21 protein-coding genes are annotated in these 19,996 nt (G+C 64.6%); 8 read left to right on the top strand and 13 right to left on the bottom strand.

Going from position 1 to position 19,996, the window contains the following annotated elements:
* Nucleotides 1-376: 376 nt before the first annotated feature.
* Genes JX25_RS02385 through purQ form a run of 3 tightly spaced genes read right to left on the bottom strand, consistent with a single transcriptional unit; the run spans nucleotide 377 to nucleotide 4,191 of the window.
* On the bottom strand, nucleotides 377-1,705 hold the full coding sequence (locus JX25_RS02385; RefSeq protein ID WP_128253517.1) for a sigma-54-dependent transcriptional regulator: 1,329 nt from the start codon (nucleotides 1,703-1,705) through the stop codon (nucleotides 377-379).
* Nucleotides 1,706-1,712: 7 nt separating this feature from the next.
* On the bottom strand, nucleotides 1,713-3,476 hold the full coding sequence (locus JX25_RS02380) for a sensor histidine kinase (protein WP_128253516.1): 1,764 nt from the start codon (nucleotides 3,474-3,476) through the stop codon (nucleotides 1,713-1,715).
* A gap of 46 nt (nucleotides 3,477-3,522) precedes the next feature.
* A complete protein-coding gene (gene purQ / locus JX25_RS02375) occupies nucleotides 3,523-4,191 on the bottom strand; it encodes a phosphoribosylformylglycinamidine synthase subunit PurQ (protein ID WP_128253515.1) in 669 nt (222 codons plus the stop codon).
* Between the two features lie 218 nt (nucleotides 4,192-4,409).
* On the opposite strand from purQ, the gene JX25_RS02370 reads away from it, so the two are divergent.
* From JX25_RS02370 to JX25_RS02360, 3 genes are read left to right on the top strand one after another with little or no spacing between them, the layout of a single operon-like run.
* Nucleotides 4,410-5,702 (top strand): DEAD/DEAH box helicase, encoded by a 1,293-nt coding sequence (locus JX25_RS02370; protein ID WP_128253514.1) that lies wholly within the window; start codon nucleotides 4,410-4,412, stop codon nucleotides 5,700-5,702.
* 43 nt (nucleotides 5,703-5,745) lie between these two features.
* Nucleotides 5,746-6,336 (top strand): thymidine kinase, encoded by a 591-nt coding sequence (locus JX25_RS02365; protein WP_128253513.1) that lies wholly within the window; start codon nucleotides 5,746-5,748, stop codon nucleotides 6,334-6,336.
* A 9-nt stretch (nucleotides 6,337-6,345) separates the two neighbouring features.
* Complete coding sequence (locus JX25_RS02360) at nucleotides 6,346-7,371, top strand: hypothetical protein (RefSeq protein WP_241557831.1); 1,026 nt, start codon at nucleotides 6,346-6,348, stop codon at nucleotides 7,369-7,371.
* Nucleotides 7,372-7,374: 3 nt separating this feature from the next.
* Here JX25_RS02360 and upp read toward each other — a convergent pair whose 3' ends face one another.
* Genes upp through JX25_RS02340 form a run of 4 tightly spaced genes read right to left on the bottom strand, consistent with a single transcriptional unit; the run spans nucleotide 7,375 to nucleotide 10,328 of the window.
* Nucleotides 7,375-8,007: a uracil phosphoribosyltransferase gene (gene upp, locus JX25_RS02355; RefSeq protein ID WP_128253512.1), complete on the bottom strand. Its 633-nt coding sequence runs from the start codon at nucleotides 8,005-8,007 to the stop codon at nucleotides 7,375-7,377.
* Nucleotides 8,000-8,791, bottom strand: a complete 792-nt coding sequence (locus tag JX25_RS02350; RefSeq protein WP_128253511.1) for an amidohydrolase family protein — start codon at nucleotides 8,789-8,791, stop codon at nucleotides 8,000-8,002. Before JX25_RS02350 ends, upp begins: the two co-directional genes overlap by 8 nt.
* Nucleotides 8,788-9,921, bottom strand: a complete 1,134-nt coding sequence (locus tag JX25_RS02345) for a phosphopentomutase (protein WP_128253510.1) — start codon at nucleotides 9,919-9,921, stop codon at nucleotides 8,788-8,790. Before JX25_RS02345 ends, JX25_RS02350 begins: the two co-directional genes overlap by 4 nt.
* Nucleotides 9,918-10,328 carry a cytidine deaminase gene (locus JX25_RS02340; RefSeq protein ID WP_128253509.1) on the bottom strand — a complete coding sequence of 137 codons (411 nt, stop codon included), beginning with the start codon at nucleotides 10,326-10,328 and terminating at the stop codon, nucleotides 9,918-9,920. The genes JX25_RS02345 and JX25_RS02340 overlap by 4 nt, the downstream gene beginning before the upstream one ends.
* Before the next feature lie 110 nt (nucleotides 10,329-10,438).
* On the opposite strand from JX25_RS02340, the gene JX25_RS02335 reads away from it, so the two are divergent.
* Nucleotides 10,439-12,718 carry an NADP-dependent malic enzyme gene (locus JX25_RS02335; protein WP_128253508.1) on the top strand — a complete coding sequence of 760 codons (2,280 nt, stop codon included), beginning with the start codon at nucleotides 10,439-10,441 and terminating at the stop codon, nucleotides 12,716-12,718.
* On the opposite strand, the gene JX25_RS02330 is transcribed toward JX25_RS02335, so the two are convergent.
* Entirely contained in the window at nucleotides 12,719-13,486 is a 768-nt protein-coding gene (locus JX25_RS02330) for an NAD kinase (protein ID WP_128253507.1), read from the bottom strand.
* A gap of 114 nt (nucleotides 13,487-13,600) precedes the next feature.
* On the opposite strand from JX25_RS02330, the gene glyA reads away from it, so the two are divergent.
* Nucleotides 13,601-14,896: a serine hydroxymethyltransferase gene (gene glyA / locus JX25_RS02325; protein WP_128253506.1), complete on the top strand. Its 1,296-nt coding sequence runs from the start codon at nucleotides 13,601-13,603 to the stop codon at nucleotides 14,894-14,896.
* A 31-nt stretch (nucleotides 14,897-14,927) separates the two neighbouring features.
* Nucleotides 14,928-15,698: an alpha/beta fold hydrolase gene (locus tag JX25_RS02320; protein WP_128255148.1), complete on the top strand. Its 771-nt coding sequence runs from the start codon at nucleotides 14,928-14,930 to the stop codon at nucleotides 15,696-15,698.
* 461 nt (nucleotides 15,699-16,159) lie between these two features.
* Here the strand turns inward: JX25_RS02320 and JX25_RS02315 are convergent, their stop codons facing one another.
* The 3 genes from JX25_RS02315 to JX25_RS02305 form a co-directional block, all read right to left on the bottom strand.
* Nucleotides 16,160-16,501 (bottom strand): hypothetical protein, encoded by a 342-nt coding sequence (locus JX25_RS02315; RefSeq protein ID WP_128253505.1) that lies wholly within the window; start codon nucleotides 16,499-16,501, stop codon nucleotides 16,160-16,162.
* Between the two features lie 108 nt (nucleotides 16,502-16,609).
* Nucleotides 16,610-16,849 carry a phosphoribosylformylglycinamidine synthase subunit PurS gene (purS, locus tag JX25_RS02310; protein ID WP_128253504.1) on the bottom strand — a complete coding sequence of 80 codons (240 nt, stop codon included), beginning with the start codon at nucleotides 16,847-16,849 and terminating at the stop codon, nucleotides 16,610-16,612.
* A gap of 11 nt (nucleotides 16,850-16,860) precedes the next feature.
* Nucleotides 16,861-17,601 (bottom strand): phosphoribosylaminoimidazolesuccinocarboxamide synthase, encoded by a 741-nt coding sequence (locus tag JX25_RS02305; protein ID WP_128255147.1) that lies wholly within the window; start codon nucleotides 17,599-17,601, stop codon nucleotides 16,861-16,863.
* 150 nt (nucleotides 17,602-17,751) lie between these two features.
* Between JX25_RS02305 and JX25_RS02300 the strand changes: the two genes are divergently transcribed.
* Nucleotides 17,752-18,075: a DUF1476 domain-containing protein gene (locus JX25_RS02300; protein ID WP_128253503.1), complete on the top strand. Its 324-nt coding sequence runs from the start codon at nucleotides 17,752-17,754 to the stop codon at nucleotides 18,073-18,075.
* On the opposite strand, the gene JX25_RS02295 is transcribed toward JX25_RS02300, so the two are convergent.
* The gene (locus tag JX25_RS02295; protein ID WP_128253502.1) at nucleotides 18,057-19,145 is read right to left on the bottom strand and encodes a PA0069 family radical SAM protein; all 1,089 of its coding nucleotides are present in this window, start codon (nucleotides 19,143-19,145) and stop codon (nucleotides 18,057-18,059) included. The two genes, JX25_RS02300 and JX25_RS02295, sit on opposite strands and share 19 nt — an antisense overlap.
* Nucleotides 19,146-19,236: 91 nt before the next feature.
* Here JX25_RS02295 and JX25_RS14725 point away from each other — a divergent pair, with 91 nt between their 5' ends.
* Nucleotides 19,237-19,383 carry a hypothetical protein gene (locus JX25_RS14725; protein WP_164876035.1) on the top strand — a complete coding sequence of 49 codons (147 nt, stop codon included), beginning with the start codon at nucleotides 19,237-19,239 and terminating at the stop codon, nucleotides 19,381-19,383.
* Here JX25_RS14725 and phaR read toward each other — a convergent pair.
* Nucleotides 19,380-19,901 carry a polyhydroxyalkanoate synthesis repressor PhaR gene (gene phaR, locus JX25_RS02290; protein WP_128253501.1) on the bottom strand — a complete coding sequence of 174 codons (522 nt, stop codon included), beginning with the start codon at nucleotides 19,899-19,901 and terminating at the stop codon, nucleotides 19,380-19,382. The two genes, JX25_RS14725 and phaR, sit on opposite strands and share 4 nt — an antisense overlap.
* Nucleotides 19,902-19,996 lie beyond the last annotated feature (95 nt).

Below are 19,996 nucleotides of genomic sequence, written 5' to 3'. Positions count from 1 at the left end.
GGTCCGGCCCGGTGAAGGCCGCTTGCGCCGTCCGTCACGGCCTGAAGGGCTTCCCCTTTGGTCCATGGCAGGTGGCAAAACTCGGTCACGTGGCTGCCGCATGGCGGACAGACCCACGTCATGCGACAATAAGGTCAGCGCGGCGCAAAAGACAATGGGTCTTTTCCACAGGCGGATTTCACTGCACCCCACCGACTTACGCACCATCACGGATGCCGCCGCTCGGAACCTCCTCCGCGGGGCTGCCAGTCAGGGCGCCGGTGGCATGGCGCCCCTTTTGCTGCGGCTGATACGCGCAGACGGCAGCGACACGGCAAAGCAACACGATACGCAGCATCGAGCGGCCTTTCACGGCGCGGGATCACGCGCCGTGGTTTCAGACATAATCGGCGCGCTGCAAGCTGTACTTCGCCATCTTCTCGTTCAGGGTGCGGCGGGGCAGGCAAAGCTCTTCCATCACCGCGACGATGGACCCCCTGTGCCGGCGCATCGTGTTGTCGATCAGCATCCGTTCGAACGCCTCGACGTAATCCTTCAGCGGCTTTCCTTCCGTGGTCAGCGCCGGGCCAGAGGCTTCGTTATCCGCCATCAGCAGCGACGCGATGGACCCGGACCCACGACGGTTCTGAAGCACCGCCCGTTCTGCAATATTCACCAGCTGGCGCACATTGCCCGGCCAGGGGGCCTGCAAAAGCTGCGCCGCTTCCTGCGCGGTCACCTGCGGGGCATCGCAGCCATACTCCTCGGCGAACTGTTCGGACATGCGCGTGAACAGCGTCAGGATGTCTTCGCCGCGCGTGCGCAGCGGCGGCAACACGATAGTCATCGCTCCAAGTCGATAGAACAGGTCCGGCCGCAGCACATCCTCCAGCGTCTTGTCAGGCGAATGCTGGTTGCAGATCGCGATGATGCGCGTTTCCGGCGGGATATCCTGTTCGTTGATCAGCGTCAGCAGGCGCGACTGCAGCGGATGGCTCAGCGCCTCCACGTCCTCAAGGCAAAGCGTGCCGCCGCGGGCCTCGTCCACCAGCGGCAGGCCGCCTTCCTCCACGGGGCCGAACAGGCGGGCCTGAAGCTGGTCCTCGGTCCATGCGGCGCAGGAAATGGTCACGAACTTCTTGCCCGCGCGCGGCCCCACGGCATGAAGCGCATGGGCCACCAGCGTCTTGCCGGTGCCGGTTTCACCATCGATCAGCACGTGGCTGTCAGCCTGCCCCAGATCCAGAATATCCTCGCGCAAACGTTCCATCGCGGGGGAGGCGCCGATCAGCTTCTTCATGATCACGCTGCCGTCCGAAAGCTCGCGTCGCAGGGCACGGTTGTCCAGCGTCATGCGCCGCGCCTGCGTGGCCTTCTTGGCCAATTCGGTCATCCGGTCCGGGTTGAACGGCTTTTCAAGAAAGTCATAGGCCCCCAGCCGCATCGCCTCCACCGCCATGGGCACATCGCCATGGCCGGTGATCATGATGACCGGCAGGGCGGAATCAAGGCTCATGAACCGCTTCAGCATCGCCATCCCGTCCATGCCGGGCATGCGAATATCGCTGACGACCACGCCGGGATAATCCGGCCCGATGGCCTTCAGCGCTTCTTCCGCGGAGGCATAGGCTTCCGTATCGAACCCCGACAGCGCCAGCCACTGGCTGACCGACTGCCGCATGTCCGCTTCGTCATCGACGATAGCGACCTTCATCGTGCGGGCCATTCTAACCTCACTCTGCTGCTTCTGTCTTCTTTTCAATTAAGGGCAGCTGGACCTCGAAAACAGCCCCGCCCCCTTCGGCATTCTTCGCCGTCAGCCGCCCCCCCAGATCGCGCACGATCCCCGAGGAGATCGCGAGCCCGAGGCCGACGCCCTCGCCCGGCTTCTTGGTGGTATAGAACGGTTCGAACAGATTGGCCGGATCTGCGATACCGGGGCCGTTGTCGCGCACCGTCAGGCTGACGGTGGCACCCACTTGCAAGGTGATGTCGATCTGCGGCTGGCCCACATCCTTTGTCGCATCCAGCGCATTGCGCAACAGGTTGATGATCACCTGCTCCAACCGCAGCCGGTCGGCCATGACCATGACGGGCGCGCGCGGAACCTGCCGGTTGATCCGCACCACACGCACCTTCAGTTGCGGTTCCATCATCGACAGCGCGCCGGACACGCAATGGCGCACGTCCACAGGCTCGAACGCCTCTCCGCCCTTGCGGGCATAGGATTTCAGCTGGCGGGTGATTGCGCCCATCCGCTCGATCAGATCATCGATCCGCTGGAACGAGGACATCGCTTCCTCGGCCCGCTTGCGCTGCAAAAGAAGGCGCGCACCTGCCAGATAGGTTTTCATCGCTGCCAGCGGCTGGTTCAGCTCGTGGCTGACCGCAGCCGACATCTCGCCCAGCGCCGCCAGCTTGGACGATTGCGCCAGCGTCGCCTCGGCCACGGCAAGATCCTTCTGGGCCTTTTCCCGCTCCGCGATCTCGCGCTGAAGGCGCTGGTTCAACAGGCGCAGCTCGGCAGATTCGCGCTGGAACGACATGCTTTGCGACCATGCCCGGCGCGACAGCATGTAGAACGTCGCGGCAAGGAGGATGGCAAAGCCCATGATCTCCAGCGCAAGAATGGCATTCACCCTTTCGCGCACCGCGTCATAGGCCGTGAAGGTGATCAGCCGCCAGCCACGGAACGGCACCCGCGCATCGGCACGCAGCACCGCCTCGCCCTTCAAGTAGGCGTCGGGCGGTTCCTGCGCCCAGTCTGCCGTCAACTGGAAGGCGCGCCGGATCGCCGAAGGCGCGTCCTGCACCGCCAGCGCGTCTGTCAGCTTCAACCCGCGCCAGCGCGGCTCTGTCGCGAGGATCACGACACCTTCGCTGTCTGTCACCAGAACCGCATCCTGCAATCCGGCCCAGGCCCTTTCGTATTTCATCAGGTCGACCGCCACGGCGACCACGCCGATCACCTGGTTGTCCTGCACCACGGCCCGCGAATAGGTGAAATCGAACGCCCCTTCCGTGCGCCGCGTAGCGGAAAAAACGGTGTCCTTCGTCCGCATCGCATCGACGAAATAGGCCTCGTTGCGGAAGGATGCGCCCAGCAGGTTGCGGTTCGTGGCCCCCACGACCCGCCCCGTCCGGTCAAGAAGCGAAATGGACGCCGCCCCGATTTCCGTCTGGAACGAGATCAGACGCTGCGACGTGGCCGTGAACTCGGTAGAGGACAGCGCGTTGATCAGCGCCGAATCCCGCGCCAGCAGCAGCGGCACGACCGAGGTGCGCTGCAATTCGTTCAGCAGATTGCCCGAATAAAGCGCCATCCGCACTTCGGCGCGGTTGCGCGTGGTTTCGGTCGCACGTTCCGTCATCCAGCGGTTGGTGACCAGAACCGCACCGATCGCGATCAATGTAAGGATCGTGATGACAAGACGAACCCGCCACGAGATTCCCGTGCGGGCATCGCCATCCTCATCCCTGTGATCACGCCGAGCCATGGTGGCAGGATATTCCTGCCTGCCCCCACCCTCAAGCGGGCGCGTTTCAGGCAAGCGCCATTCTGCCCACAAGCGCGTCGAACATCGCCCGGCCGTCGCCGCTACCCAGCAGCGGGTCCATTGCGCGTTCGGGGTGCGGCATCATGCCCAGCACCCGGCGGTTCGCCGAAAGGATGCCCGCGATGTCGTTCATCGCGCCGTTAGGGTTGTCCAGATAGGTGAAGGCGATCCGGTCTTCGGCCGCCAGCGCTTTCAGCGTTTCGGGATCGGCGGTATAGTTGCCGTCGTGATGCGCGATCGGCACCGTGATGGCGCTGCCCTTGGCATACCCTTGCGTGAACGCGCTGTCGGCGGTTTCCACCTTCAGATGCACCTGCTTGCAGATGTATTTCAGACCCGCATTGCGCATCAGCGCACCGGGCAGCAGGCCCGTTTCGGTCAGGACTTGAAAGCCGTTGCAGATGCCGATGGCATAGCCGCCACGCTCCACATGGCGCGCCAGCGCGCCGGTAATGGGCGAGCGGGCCGCGATTGCGCCGCAGCGCAGGTAATCGCCGAAGGAAAAGCCGCCCGGAACGCCGACAACGTCCACGCCGGCAGGCAGTTCGGTTTCCTTGTGCCAGACCGTCACGACCTCGGCCCCCGCATCGCGGAAGGCGACGGCCAGATCGCGGTCACAGTTGGACCCCGGATAGGTGATGACGGCAGCTTTCATGGCGCAGGCTCCGAGAAACAGGGATGCGGGCCACATATCGCAAAGCGCCGCGCGTGGCCAGAGGGTTGACTTCGCGCCCGCCCACGTCCATCTGCACATCAACCGACCGCCGCTGCCGCGTGAGCAGCCGACAAAGGCACGGTCATCCGGTTCCCACGATCACGCAGGGGTCCCGCGGCAATCCTGCCGCATACCACCGCAACATCAGGGACTGTCCCATGACGACTTTTGCCGATCTCGGCCTCAGCGAAAAGCTGCTGAATGCCCTTTCCAATACCAACCTGACCACGCCGACCCCGATCCAGGAACAGGCCATCCCGCACATCATGAAAGGTGCGGACCTGATGGGCCTTGCCCAGACCGGCACCGGCAAAACGGCGGCCTTCGGCCTGCCGCTGCTGCACCGCCTGCTGGAAATTCACCATCCCGCAGGGCCGCGCCACGTCCGCGCACTGATCCTTGCGCCCACCCGCGAGTTGGTCAGCCAGATTTCCGAGAACCTGCTGACCTTCACGAAGGGCACGCCCACCAAGGTGACCACTGTCGTGGGCGGCGCATCGATCCACAAGCAATCGGAACGTTTGGCGCGCGGCACCGATGTGCTGGTCGCAACGCCCGGCCGCCTGATCGACCTGCTGGAACGCGGCGCTGTCAGCCTTGAAAAATGCGGCTATCTGGTGCTGGACGAAGCCGACCACATGCTGGACATGGGCTTCATCCACAGCCTGCGGAAGATTGCCAAGTATATCCCGCTGAAGCGCCAGACGATGCTGTTCTCGGCCACCATGCCCAAGGATATCGAGGAACTGGCGGGCACGTATCTTCGCAACCCCGTGAAGGTGCAGGTTTCGCCCCCCGGCAAGCCGGCCGACAAGGTGACGCAGGCCGTCCACTTCACCCCGCAGGGTGACAAGGCCAAGCTGCTGGAAAGCTATCTCAAGGAACATCCGGGCGAGCGGTGCATCGTGTTCGGCCGCACCAAGCACGGTTCGGAAAAGCTGATGAAGCTGCTGGTCAGCTGGGGCTTCCAAGCCGGTTCAATCCACGGCAACAAAAGCCAGAACCAACGCGAGCGCACGCTTCAGGAATTCCGCGAAGGCACGGTGGAAATCCTGGTCGCCACGGATGTGGCCGCACGCGGGATCGACATTCCGGGCGTGAAGCATGTCTATAACTATGACCTGCCGAACGTTGCCGAAAACTATGTCCACCGCATCGGGCGGACGGCGCGCGCCGGCACCGAAGGCCGTGCGATCGCCTTCTGCGCCCCCGCCGAGATGGGCGAATTCCGCGACATCGAGAAGCTGCTGAAAAAGGCCATCCCGGTGGTCGGTGGTGCCCCGTGGGCCGCCGATGCCGTTGCCGCTGCGCCCAAGCCGAGCCAGGGCCGCGGTCGCCCACAGGGCAAGCCGCGCGGTGCAGCCCCCGGCAAGCCCGCCGTCAAGGCCCGTTCGCCGCGCCCGCAGGGCAAACCGGGCGGAACAACGGCGCCGCGCCGCGCCGCCCGCTAAGGGCCACTTTCCCAAGGCTTCGCCCTGCGCTATGGAATGGCGCATGGCGAAGCTTTACTTCCATTACTCCACGATGAACGCGGGAAAATCGACGCTGCTTTTGCAGGCGGCGCACAACTACCGCGAACGTGGGATGCAGGTCATGACCCTGACGGCCGCGCTGGATGACCGCGCAGGCATGGGCCGCATCGCCAGCCGCATCGGCATCGGCGCGGATGCCGAAACCTTTACCCCCGATTGCGATCTTTTTGCCCGCGTGCAGGCTTGTCAGGCCGTGGCCCCGCCCGCCTGCATCTTTCTGGACGAGGCGCAGTTCCTGACCCGCGAACAGGTCTGGCAGCTTGCGCGGGTCGCCGACGATCTGGGCATTCCCGTGATGTGCTATGGCCTGCGGGTCGATTTCCGGGGGCAGCTTTTCCCCGGATCGGCCAATTTGCTGGCCCTTGCCGATGACTTGCGCGAAATCCGCACCATTTGCCATTGCGGCCGCAAGGCGACGATGGTCGTCCGCCGCGGCCCCGACGGGCTGGCCCTGCGCGAAGGTGCGCAGGTGCAGATCGGCGGGAACGAAACCTATGTCTCGCTTTGTCGCCGGCACTGGCGCGAGGCTGTGGGAGAGACGCATGACCACTAGGGTCCGCCCATGAATTCACGACGCATGACCGCCCTGCGCCAGTATGCCCGTCTGGAATGCCCCGGCCTTTGGCGCGAAACGGCGGAAGCCCCCCGCCGCGAGGTCATCGTCTTTTTTCGCGAAGCATCGCTGATCATCGCTGATCCGCGCAGCGAACAACCCCTTGCCCATTGGTCCCTGCCCGCGGTGCAGCGGCTGAACGATCAGGTGCCGGCCATCTATGCCCCCGGCGATGATCAGGACGGCGAGGTTGTGGAGATCGAAGAGGCGGACATGATCGCGGCCCTTTCCACCGTTCGCGGCGCGATCGAGGCTGCCCGCCCCCATCCGGGGCGCCTGCGCAACTGGATGCTGGGGGGCGTGCTGGGGCTGGTCGTTCTGGGGGCCTTCTTCGTGCCGGGGGCCATCATCTCGCATACCATCGACGTGGCGCCCGCCGCCACGCGGGCACGGCTGGGCGAAATGGCACTGGCCGACATGGTCCGCGTGACAGGGGCGCCCTGCGCCGCACCGCTTGGCCGCGCTGCCACCGAAACGCTGGCCACTCGCGTTTTCGGGGCCGCATCGTGGAAGATCATCGTCGTGCGCGAAGGGTTGGATCATCCCGTCCACCTGCCCAACCGGCAGATCCTGATCCCGGCCTCGCTGGTGGAAAACCACGACAGCCCCGACGCCGTGGCCGGTGCTGCACTGGCCGAAGGAATGCGCAGCCAGCTGGACGATCCGCTGCGCCCGCTGCTGCAGCATGCCGGCCTTTGGGCAACGCTGCGGCTGCTGACCACGGGCCGCCTGCCCGATGGCGCGATGAACGGCTATGGCAAGGCGCTGGCGGAAGATCGCCCGCCCGAGGTTCCGGCCGAGGAACTGCTGACCCGCTTCACCAAGGCCCAGGTGCCGCTGACGCCATGGCTGCGCACGCTGCCCCAAACGGAAAGGACCGCCGCCCTGATGGCCGACGATCCCTATCCCGAAGGTGCCCCCCGTCCGATCATGGACGATAACGAATGGGTCAGCCTGTCCGGCATCTGCCGCTGAAGGCTACTTCGTGCCGAACATGCGGTCGCCTGCATCGCCAAGGCCCGGCACGATATAGCCGTGATCGTCCAGCCGTTCATCCAGCGATGCCGTGATGATCGGCACGTCGGGATGGGCCTTCCGCATCACCTCCACCCCCTCGGGCGAGGCGAGCAGGCACAGGAAGCGCAGGTTCTTCGCGCCCTTTTCCTTCAGCAGATCGATCGCCGCGACCGAGGAGTTGCCCGTGGCCAGCATCGGATCGACGGCGATGGTCAGCCGGTCCTCCAGCATTTCGGGCACCTTGGCGTAATATTGCACAGGCTTCAGCGTTTCGGGATCGCGGTAAAGGCCGATAAAGCCCACGCGCGCCGCCGGCACCAGTTCCAGCAGCCCGTCCAGCAGCCCGTTGCCCGCCCGCAGGATCGACACCAGCGCCAGTTTCTTGCCGTCCAGGATCGGGGCGTCCATCGCCATCACGGGGGTTTCGATCCGCGTGGTCGTCATGTCGAGGTTGCGTGTCACCTCGTATCCCAGCAGCAGGCTCACCTCGCGCAGCAGGCGCCGGAAGCTGGCCGTCGAGGTGTCCTTCTTGCGCATCAGCGTCAGCTTGTGCTGCACCAGCGGGTGCGTCACGACGGTCAGGTGTTCAGGCATCGATCATCTCCATCAGTCGGGCGCGGGTCGTATCATCGCAGGCGGCGACGGCAAGGGCCTTACGCTCCAGATCGCGGAAAACACCTTCATCCCAGTCGAAGGCTTCATGAAGCCGTTCGGAAAGATCAAGCGGCGCAAAGGCGGCAAAGCCCCGCCCCAGCACCAGCGGAACGCCGCGATCGTACAGCCGCCCCGCCTGCTTCCAATCTGTCAGCTCCACCCCGGTTCCCGCTTCGGCGAAACGTTCCGCCTCGGCATCGCCCAAGGTGGCACAGCGGATGCGGAGAGGACCGCGCGAGATGTCGGTGCCGTCAAGGATCAGCGGCAACCCCGCTTCCACCGCGCAATCAAGGCACCACGCAAAATCCTTTTCCGTGCCGAAGGTGCCGGTCAGCGCCAGCGGGCTGCCCTGTTCGGCGGCCCATTCGGCCATTGGGCGCAGCGCCTCGGCCCCCAGATGGCGCGGCAGGCGGGCGATAACGGTATGGGGCCGCCCCGCCGCGCCTTCGGCCACGCCTGCGACCATGTCGGCCCAGCCCGCGCGCGGCGTCAGGCGCAGTTCGGAATATCCGTCCTGCAGCACCGCATCCGCCAGACGTGCCAGATCGCGCGGCGTCACCACCACGCCCGAAACCGCATCATAGGCCGCCAGAAACCCGTGCTTCAGGTCATAGCCGCCATCGCGGAACAGGCCCGACAGGTCCATGTCCTTTTCCCGCGCCATATCGGCGATAAGGCGCGGCGGGGCTGCGCCAATCAGGTCCAGCGTCAGATCGACCCTCATGCCAGCCCCAGATGGCCGGCCACCAGATCGGCAACGCCGGTGAAGGGGATCAGGCCAAGCTGCCCCTGCCGCCCAGCCACCAGCACCGGCACACGTTCGCGCGTGTGGTCACTGCCGCGCCATGTGGGATCGTTGCCATGATCGGCGGTGAAGATGGCGATATCATCGGGGCGCAGGCGGTCGATCAGGCGGCCCGCGACCGTGTCGAACCATTCCAGATGGCGGGCATACCCATCCACATCGCGAGGGTGGCCATACAGGCTGTCGAACTCCACGAAGTTGGAAAAAACCAGTGCACCATCCTCGGCCTCGTCCCCCAGCCGCACCAGATGTTCGGCCAGTTCGGCATCCGTTCCCTCGTGCAGATGGTCGATCCCGCGATGAGAGAAGATATCGCCGATCTTGCCCACCGCATGGGTGACATGACCGGTCGCCTGCGCGCGATCCAGAATCGTCGCACCCGGCGGGGCAATGGCATAATCACGCCGGTTGCCCGTGCGTCTGAATGCGCCCGGCATGCCCGTGAAGGGACGCGCGATCACCCGGCCCACGCGCCGGGCGTGCAGCATGGGGGCCAGCGCCTCGCACAGGTCCAGAAGGCGGCCAAGGCCGAACACCTCTTCATGCGCGGCGATCTGGAAAACGCTGTCGACAGAGGTATAGCAGATGGGACGGCCCGTGCGCAGATGCTCTTCCCCCAGCTTGCCGATGATGGCGATGCCGCCGGAATGGCCGCCGTCAAGAATTCCATCCGTGCCGGCAAGGCGTGAGACTTCGGCAACCACATCTTCATCGAAGGGGGTAAAAGGACGGAAATAGCCCCAGTCCCACGGCACCGGCACGCCCGAAAGCTCCCAATGGCCGGAGGGGGTGTCCTTGCCGCGGGAAACCTCTGTCGCGGCGCCCCAAAGGCCGGTGGGCTTCGCCCCAAGGCCCGGCGCGTCATCACCGCTGGCCAGCCTGATGGCGGCACCAAGCCCAAGGCCGTCAAGCACCGGCATGTGAAGCGGACGGCGCTGCGCAATATGGGCCAGCGTGTTCGCGCCTTCATCCCCGAATGCGGCTGCGTCGGGGGCACCGCCGCAGCCGGCACGGTCCAGCACCGTCAGGAAAACGCGCCCCCTGCTCACTTCGCGCGATCCATATGATGGCTGTCGAACGCACCGGGAAGCAGGTCGGCCACCGTCAGGTCACGCGCCTTGCCGTCCGTGGTGCACAGGGTGACAGGTACGCCCTGCCCGGCAAATTCCGCGATCTTCTGGCGGCAACCGCCGCAGGGCGGGATGGGTTCGGGGCTGTCGGCAATCACGAGGATTTCGGCGATCTGCACCTCGCCCCCGGCGATCATGGCCGCGATGGCGCCCGCCTCGGCGCAGGTACCTTCGGGATAGGCAACATTCTCGACGTTGCAGCCAACGAAGATCTTGCCCGACAAGGTGCGGATCGCCGCGCCCACCGGAAACTTCGAATAAGGTGCATAGGCCTTCAGCCGCACCTCGCTGGCGGCCTGCAGAAGGGCCGGGTCGGGATTGATCATTGCATGCTCCGTAGCTTTGCACAAGTTTGGGCGCAGGGCCGCCGGGATGCAAGCGCGGCTTGTGAAAGCGCAGAAATGGTTTAACATTAAACCAGTTTTCGGAGGATGCCATGGAAGACCAGCGGCAGGACAAGACCCGCCACCCAGCGCTGAACTATCACGAATTCCCGCGACCGGGAAAGCTTGAGGTGCGGGCCACCAAGCCGCTGGCCAATGGCCGCGACCTGTCGCTGGCCTATTCCCCCGGCGTCGCCGAAGCCTGCATGGAGATCAAGGCGAATCCCCAGGATGCAAGCCGCTACACCTCGCGCGGGAACCTTGTGGCGGTGGTGTCCAACGGCACTGCGGTGCTGGGCCTTGGCAATATCGGAGCGCTGGCGTCGAAACCGGTAATGGAAGGCAAGGCCGTCCTGTTCAAGAAATTCGCCAATATCGACTGCTTCGATATCGAGCTGAACGAACCGGATCCGCACAAGCTGGCCGATATCGTTTGCGCGATGGAGCCGACGTTCGGCGCGATCAACCTTGAAGACATCAAGGCGCCCGATTGCTTCATCGTGGAAAAGCTGTGCCGCGAGCGGATGAACATCCCCGTCTTCCATGACGACCAGCACGGCACTGCCATCGTGGTGGGTGCGGCAGCCACCAATGCGCTGCACGTGTCCGGCAAGCGGTTCGAGGATATCAAGGTTGTTTCCACCGGCGGCGGGGCGGCGGGCATCGCCTGCCTGAACATGCTGCTGAAGCTGGGTGTGAAGCGCGAAAACGTCTGGCTTTGCGACATTGCCGGCCTGGTCCATGAAGGCCGGACCGAGGAGATGACGCCGCAAAAGGCCGAATACGCCCAAAAGACCGACAAGCGCACTCTGGATGACGTGATCGACGGTGCAGACCTGTTCCTTGGCCTGTCCGGCCCCGGCGTGCTGACGGCCGAGATGGTCGCGAAGATGGCCGAACGGCCCATCATCTTCGCGCTGGCCAACCCCACGCCCGAGATTTTGCCCGAAGTTGCGCGCGAAGCGTCCCCCGGGGCGCTGATCGCGACGGGGCGGTCGGATTTCCCGAACCAGGTGAACAACGTCCTGTGCTTCCCCTTCATCTTCCGCGGTGCGCTGGACGTGGGCGCAACCACGATCAACGACGAGATGAAGATCGCCTGCATCGAGGGTATCGCCGCCCTTGCCCGCGCCACCACCAGCGCCGAGGCAGCCGCCGCCTATGCGGGTGAGCAGCTGACCTTCGGGGCGAACTACCTGATCCCGAAACCGTTCGATCCGCGCCTGATGGGCGTGGTGGCAACCGCCGTGGCCCGTGCCGCAATGGAAAGCGGCGTCGCGACGCGCCCGATCGAGGATCTGGACGCCTACAAGCGCGGGCTCGACAGTTCGATGATCCGGTCGTCGATGATCATGCGTCCGGTCTTCGAAGCCTCGGCCCAGCATTCGCGCCGCATCGTCTTCGCCGAGGGTGAAGATGAACGCGTGCTCCGCGCAGCCAATGCCATGCTGGAGGAAACGACCGACAAGCCGATCCTGATCGGCCGTCCCGAAGTCGTGGCGATGCGTGCCGAACGCGCGGGCCTGAACATCCGTCCCGAGGTGGACTTCGAGATCGTGAACCCCGAAAGCGATGCGCGGTATCGCCTGTATTGGGAAACCTATGCCAACCTGATGGCGCGGCGCGGCGTGACGCCGGATGTTGCCCGTTCGGTCATGCGCACCAACACCACTGCCATTGCCGCAACCATGGTGCACCGCGGCGAGGCGGACAGCCTGATCTGCGGCACATTCGGCCAATACCTGACGCACCTTTCCATCATCGAGCAGATCCTTGCCCATGACGGCCTTCACCCCGTCGGCGCGCTGAGCCTGATGATCCTGGAAGACGGGCCGCTGTTCATCGGCGACACCCACATCCATTCCGAGCCGACGGCCGAACAGATTACCGAAACGGTGATGGGCGCGGCGCGCCATGTGCGCCGCTTCGGGATCGAACCGAAGGTGGCGCTGTGTTCATCCTCGCAGTTCGGCAACCTCGACAACGTCTCGGGCCGCCGCATGCGCGATGCACTGGCGATCCTGGACGCGAAAGGGGTCGATTTCGCCTACGAGGGCGAGATGCATATCGACACGGCGCTGGATCAGGCATCGCGCGCAAGGCTGTTCCCCGCCAGCCGGTTCGAAGGTGCCGCGAACGTTCTGGTCTTTGCCAATTCCGACACCGCATCCGGCGTGCGCAATATTCTGAAGATGAAGGCGAACGCGCTGGAGGTGGGGCCCTTACTGATGGGCATGGGCAACCGCGCCCATATCGTCACCCCCGCCGTGACGGCACGCGGCCTTCTGAACATGGCGGCCATCGCTGGCACCGCCGTGTCGCAATACGGCTGATCAGACGAACTGTTCGCGGATCAGCCGCTCTTCCAGCCCGTGGCCCGGATCGAACAGGATCCGGTGACAGATCGCGGGCTGGGAGAGCACCTCCACCGACACCACATCGCGCACGGACCGGCCATCGGCATCGGCCATCACGGGTCGCTTGGCCGGATCCAGCACATCGAACCGCACGACGGCGGTCTTGGGCAGCAAGGCCCCCCGCCACCGGCGCGGGCGGAACGGCGCAACAGCCGTCAGCGCCAGCACGTCCGACCCGATCGGCAGGATCGGCCCGTGCGCGGAATAGTTGTAGGCCGTCGACCCCGCCGGCGTTGCGATGATCGCGCCGTCGCAAACGAGTTCTTCCAGCCGCAGTTTTCCATCAACGAAAATCCGCAACCGCGCCGCCTGCGCACCCTGCCGCAGGAAGCTGACCTCGTTGATGGCAAGCTCTTCGCGGATGTCGCCGCTGACGGTTCGGGCCCGCATCGACAAGGGGTTGATGATCTCCTCCTCGGCCTCGGCCAGCCGCCGGGGCAGATCCTCGGGGGAAAAGACGTTCATCAGAAAGCCGACCGTGCCGCGATTCATGCCATAAACCGGCAGGTTCCGCCCCTTCAGCTTGTGCAGCGTTTCCAGCATGAAACCATCGCCGCCAAGGGCGACGATGACGTCGGCCTCCTCCAGCGGCGTTTGGCCGTAGCGGCGCGTCAGTTCATCCAGGGCCCCGGTGGCGGCAGGGCTTGTGCTGGCGGTGAAATACATTCGGGGCTGCGGGATCATAAACCAGTCTTGCGTCCTGCATTCAGAAAACTCAAGCACCGGAATGGCGATGGGCCTTCCGGCGCCGGCCCACCTGCGATAAACACCCGCCAACGGAAGCGCAGGAGAGCACCCATGACCGCCCCGCATATCGACGCCGGCTATTTCACCAAATCGCTTGCCGACAGCGATCCCGATCTTTTCGGCACGATCACGAACGAACTTGGCCGCCAGCGCGACGAGATTGAACTGATCGCTTCGGAAAACATCGTTTCGCTGGCCGTGCTGGAAGCGCAGGGTTCGGTGCTGACGAACAAGTACGCCGAAGGCTATCCCGGCAAACGCTATTACGGCGGTTGCCAGCACGTTGACGTGACCGAAACGCTTGCGATCGAGCGTGCGAAGCAACTGTTCGGCGCGAACTTCGCCAACGTGCAGCCGAACTCCGGCAGCCAGATGAACCAGGCCGTGTTCCTTGCGCTGCTGCAGCCGGGCGACACGTTCATGGGCCTCGACCTGAACTCGGGCGGTCACCTGACGCACGGATCGCCCGTGAACATGTCGGGCAAGTGGTTCAACGTGGTCAGCTATGGCGTGCGCCAGCAGGACCAGCTGCTGGACATGGACGACATCCGCGCCAAGGCCCGCGAGCACAAGCCGAAGCTGATCGTTGCCGGTGGCACCGCCTACAGCCGCGTGTGGGACTGGGCCGAATTCCGCAAGATCGCGGACGAGGTCGGCGCCTATCTGATGGTGGACATGGCCCATATCGCCGGGCTTGTGGCGGGTGGCGTGCACCCTTCGCCCGTGCCGCATGCGCATGTTGTCACCACCACCACGCATAAATCCCTGCGCGGCCCGCGCGGCGGCATGATCCTGTCGAACGACGAGGCAATCGCCAAGAAGATCAACTCTGCCGTGTTCCCCGGCCTTCAGGGCGGCCCGCTGATGCATGTCATCGCCGCCAAGGCTGTCGCCTTCGGTGAAGCGCTGCGCCCCGAGTTCAAGCAATATGCGGCGCAGGTGAAGGCAAATGCCGCCGCCATGGCCGACCAGCTGATGAAGGGCGGCATCGACATCGTTTCGGGCGGCACCGACAACCACCTGTGCCTTGCCGACCTGCGTCCCAAGAAGGTGACGGGCAAAGCCGCCGAGGAAGCCCTTGGCCGTGCCCACATCACCTGCAACAAGAACGGCGTGCCGTTCGATCCGGAAAAGCCGTTCGTGACCTCGGGCATTCGTCTGGGTGCGCCCGCAGGCACCACCCGCGGCTTCGGCGAGGCGGAGTTCCGCCAGATCGCCGACTGGATCGTGGAAGTCGTGGACGGCCTTGCCGCGAATGGCAGCGAAGCCAATGCCGAGGTGGAGACGAAGGTCGCCGCCGAGGTGCAGGCCCTGTGCGCCCGCTTCCCGCTTTATCCGAACCTGTAAGGGATTGGGGGCTTCGGCCCCCTTTTTCATGATGCTGAACACCATCTTTCATCCGGCCCGAGTGCCTTCGGACGCCCTGCCCCTTGTTATCGTGCATGGCCTGTTCGGGCTTGGGCGCAACTTCAACTCCATCGCGCGCAACCTTGCGGAGCGGCGGAACGTGATCGCGGTGGATCAGCGCAACCACGGCGACAGCTTCCGCGCGGATGTCCACGGTTACCCCGAGATGGCCGAGGATATCGCCGAGGTGATCGGCGCGAATGGCGGCAAGGCCGACCTGCTGGGCCATTCGATGGGCGGCAAGACGGTGATGCATCTGGCGCTGACGCAGCCCGATCTGGTCCGGCGCCTGGTGGTGGCCGATATCGCGCCCGTCCCCTATGACCATGACCAGCGCCAGCACATCCGCACCATGTGCGCACTGGATCTGACGGATCTTAAAACGCGGGGCGAGGCCGATCGCCGCATGGCCGCGCTGGAGGATGACGCCGGCCTGCGCGCCTTTTTCCTGCAATCGCTGGACCTGAAGGCGGAGCCGCCGCGCTGGAAGCTCAACCTCGACGTGCTGGAAAGCGAGATGCCGAAGGTTCTGGGCTGGCCCGGCGCGACAGGCCCCTTCGATGGCCCGACGCTGTTCGTGGCGGGCGGGCGGTCGGACTATGTCCAGGCCGAACATCGCCCCGTCATCCGGAACCTGTTCCCCCGTTTTCGCATGGTGAAACTGCCGGAGGCCAGCCACTGGCTTCACGCAGACTCCCCGCGGGAATTCGAGGAAACTGTGCGCATCTTCCTTGAAAGTTGAGGTGCGATGTTCATCGTCCACCTTCCCGCGGGATACCTGCTGACACGGCAACCCGCCGGAAGGTGCATCGCCGCGCGTTGATGGTCACCGGCCTTGTAACATCGGCCCTGCCGGACCTTGGCCTGGTGGGGTCCCATCCTGTCAACGACCGGTAGATCCCTGACTTCGCCTTCCACCGGCCCCGGTTCTGGGCCGCCCTGTGCGCCGCGGTGTGGCTGGCCGCGCGATTGGCAGGTTGGCGGATCACGCCCTTCATCGCCGTGGCTTTCGTCCCGTTGATGCTTCACATGGCTTTGGACAGTATCGCTGAAGTGGCTGGCTGAGGCCGCTCATAATCCGCAGCTTCGGCCTTGTTGAAGTGCCCGCCCGCCATGGCTGGTAGGTGTGGAACTTCATCCTGCACTCGGCATTCGCGCTTGAACTGGCGATCGATGCCGTCGCCGCTGTCACGCAGGGCCTGATCAGGGCAAGTCGGGTGCGATGGTCAGGATGGCCATTCGGCCGTCATACCGGAACACGTACCGATTGCGCGGCGGCGGGATCATCTGTTCGGACAGCGACACCTCCACCCCCATGCCGCGCGACAGGATATGCGCCTCAACCGCCTCGCATACGCTGCGGTCATCACCCAGAACGCGGATACGGACGGTGTCGATGGCGCGAAGATGCGTGTCCAGCATCTTCGCGGTTTCGGCATCCAGCGGCGATATTCGCTGAAGGTCGGGCGCGGGGGCGAAGTTCACGAACGTGCCCTGCATGTCATCGGATTGCGCCGGAACCTCCGGCATCGAATGCGTCTTCATGGCCTGAGTTCCCCTGTACAGGTGTCCAGAGGTATCAAAGATCGGCCAACAACCGAAGGCGGAATCGAAAAAGCGGCGGGATTTCGCCCGCCGCCCTTCGTGTCCTGATCAGGCGATCTCGACCGTGTATTTTTCGATCACGGTGTTCGCCAGAAGCTTTTCGCACATCTGGCGCACTTCGGCCTCGGCGGCGGCCTTGTCGGTCGCTGCCAGGTCAAGCTCGATCACCTTGCCCTGACGCACGCCTTCGACGCCGGCAAAACCAAGCGTTCCAAGGGCATGGCGAACGGCCTCGCCCTGCGGGTCCAGAACACCGTCCTTGAGCATGATGTGAACGCGGGCTTTCATCGGCGGCACCTTCAGTTGATGAGCGTCGGTTTAAGGGTATGCGTGACGTTGGAAGGCAGAACCCCCAAGCGCCGTGCAAGTTCGGTGGGCATGTCGGGCAGCGGCCCGGGGTCGCGCAGGTTGCCCTCGGCATCCTGACCGCGCAGGTCCCACAGCGTGCAGTTGTCGGGCGTGATTTCGTCGGCAATGATCAGGCGCATGAAATCGCCTTCCCAGATACGGCCCACCTCGACGCGGAAATCGGCAAGCCGAACCCCGACGCCAAGCATGACGCCCGAAAGGAAATCGTTCACGCGCAGGATCAGCGCCACGATGTCGTCCAGATCCTGCTGGTTCGCCCAGCCAAAGGCGACCACATGTTCTTCGGCCACCAGCGGTTTGCCCAGCTTTTCATCGTTCAGATAGTATTCCACGATCGGACGCGGCAGCGGCGTGCCTTCGGGAATGCCCAGCCGATCCGAAAGCCCGGTGGAGGCGTGGTTGCGGACCATGATCTCCAGCGGCAGCATCTCGGCCATGCGGACAAGCTGTTCGCGCATGTTGATGCGGCGGATGAAATGCGTGGGAACGCCGACGCTGTTCAGCCCCGACATGAAGAATTCCGACAGACGGTTGTTCAGAACGCCGCGCCCTTCGGGGCGTTCGCCATCATCGACACCTTCGTCCTTGAAATACTGGATCAGGGTTCCCGGCTCGGGGCCTTCGAAGAGGATCTTGGCCTTGCCTTCATAGACCTTCTTGCGCCGTGCCATCATTTCCCCAAATTCATAAACGCGGAGGGGGCGGCGCAAGGCCGCCCCTCTCCATCCCCAGCGATATACGTTAAGCGGCGTTGCGTCGCAAGGGCACGCACTTGTTCGCCCCCCTGCCAAGCCCATCTTGACTGGCAAAGGAGGATGATCATGACAAACCTGAACGACCGCGCCCGCGCCTTTGAAACGCAATATGCCCGCGATGCCGACAAGCAGTTCCGCGCCGAAGCGCGGCGCAACCGCCTGCTTGGTGCATGGGCTGCCGATGTGCAGGGCATGACAGGGGCCGAGGCCGAGGAATACGCCGCTTCGGTCGTGCGTGCCGACTTTCAGGAGGCCGGGCACGAGGATGTTGTCCGCAAGCTGGTCGAGGATCTGCGCGGCCACGCAAGCGAGCCGGAGATCCGCGCAAAGCTGGCCGAGTACGAGATCGAGGCGAAGGCCCAGCTGGCCGATCAGAACAGCGAAAGCTGATCGCCCGCCCGCGGCGGCGGCGCGAACAGATCGGTGCGCAGGGGCGGTTGCGGCACGGTCAGCCCCAGCCGCCGGACCGCCTTGTCGAACCTCTGGCCGATCAGGTCGGACCAGATCCCCTGCCCGCGCATCCTGCGGCCCCATTCGGGGTCATAATCCTTGCCGCCATGCACCTCTCGCACCCGCGCCATGATCTTGGCGGCACGGTCCGGTACATGCTCCTCCAGCCATGCGCGGAACAGGGGCGACACTTCCAGCGGCAGCCGCAGCATGATCCAGCTTGCCGCCGTGGCCCCCGTGTCGCGGGCAGCTTCAAGTATCGCCTCCAGTTCCGGATCGGTCAGCCCCGGGATCACGGGCGAGACCATTGCCCGCACCGGCACCCCGGCCGCCGCAAGCCGCCCGATCACCCCCAGTCGCCGCGCAGGCGATGCGGCCCGCGGTTCCAGCCGCCGCGCAAGCCCCGCATCCAGCGTCGTGACCGAAATGCCGACCCGTGCCAGCCCCTTTGCCGCCATCGGGGCAAGAATATCCAGATCCCGTTCGATCATGGCGCCTTTGGTCACGATGGCCACAGGATGGTTGAAAGCGGCCAGAACCTCCAGCACCTCGCGCATGATGCGATGTTCGGCCTCCACCGGCTGATACGGATCGGTATTGGTGCCAAGCGCGATGGGGCGCGGATCATAGCGTGCGGCGCGAAGCTCCCGCTCCAGCACGGCGGCGATACCGGGGCGCGCGATCAGCCTGGTTTCGAAATCCAGCCCCGGCGACAGGTTCAGCCACGCATGCGTGGGGCGGGCAAAGCAGTAGATGCATCCATGTTCGCACCCGCGATAGGGATTGATCGACCTGTCGAACGGCAAATCGGGAGAGCGGTTGTAGGTGATGGCCGATCGCGGACGTTCCAGCCGCAGCTCGGTTTTCAGCAGCCGGTCATCTTCGGGGATGTCCCAGCCGTCATCGAAGGCCAGTCGCGAGGTTGCCTCGTAGCGGCCGGCAGCGTTACTGCCTGCACCACGGGCCCGCACACGTTGGCCGGGCAGAAGCGTTTCATCCTTCGGGTCCATGCCCGATCATAGAACATTAACAGAACATTTTCCAGTGGCGGAACCTGTCCCACCAACAGCCGTTCACGTATGACAGCACCGGAGGATCGTCATGCCCCTGCCCACCTTCGCCGCGCTGCTTGGCTTCGTCATCGCCGCCGCAGGTGCGACGATCGCGCTTGCAACAGCCAGTGGCATGCTTGGCGCCCTGTCCCTTGCCGCGCTGCTGGCGGCTGCAGCGTTGCAGTCCATCCGTTAAAGACGGGAAAGCTTTTCCTGAAGCTCGGCCAGCTGGCGGCGGATGTCGTCCAGATCACCCTCCGCCTTTTCGGGTTCGGCGTGCGACCAGCCGCGCAGCATGGATCGCATGAAGGCGTCCTGCTGCTTGCGCATCGCATCGAACCCCGGCACCTGGTTGAAGCCTGACTGGCCCAGATGTTCCATCATGGCAGCCTGATTGTTTTGCAGCATGGCGAAAGACGCGGCCAGAAACTGCGGCACCACCGAGTCCGTCTTGCCGGTATAGCTGCGGATCAGGTCCGTCAGCACGTTGATGGGCAGGACGTTTTCGCCCTTCGTCTCATGCTCGGCGATGATTTGCAGCAGGTATTGGCGCGTCAGGTCATCGCCCGACTTCAGATCGACAACCTTCACCTCGCGTCCGGCCTGAATGAACCGGGCCAGATCCTCCAGCGTGACGTAATCGCTCGTTTCGGTGTTATAAAGACGGCGACTGGCGTAGCGCTTGATCAGCAGCGGCGTGTCGGTATCGGCCATACGCGTCCTTCTCCCCCTCGATTCGGGGGAGAGTAGGGGAGCAGATGCCGAAAAGAAAGCTGCGCCCCCCTGTTCTTCGGGACCGGAGGGATCGG

Source organism: Falsirhodobacter deserti (assembly GCF_004015795.1).
Classification (GTDB): domain Bacteria; phylum Pseudomonadota; class Alphaproteobacteria; order Rhodobacterales; family Rhodobacteraceae; genus Falsirhodobacter; species Falsirhodobacter deserti.
Note: the sequence above shows the minus strand (reverse complement) of the source record. Positions and strands in the feature narration are given on the sequence as shown.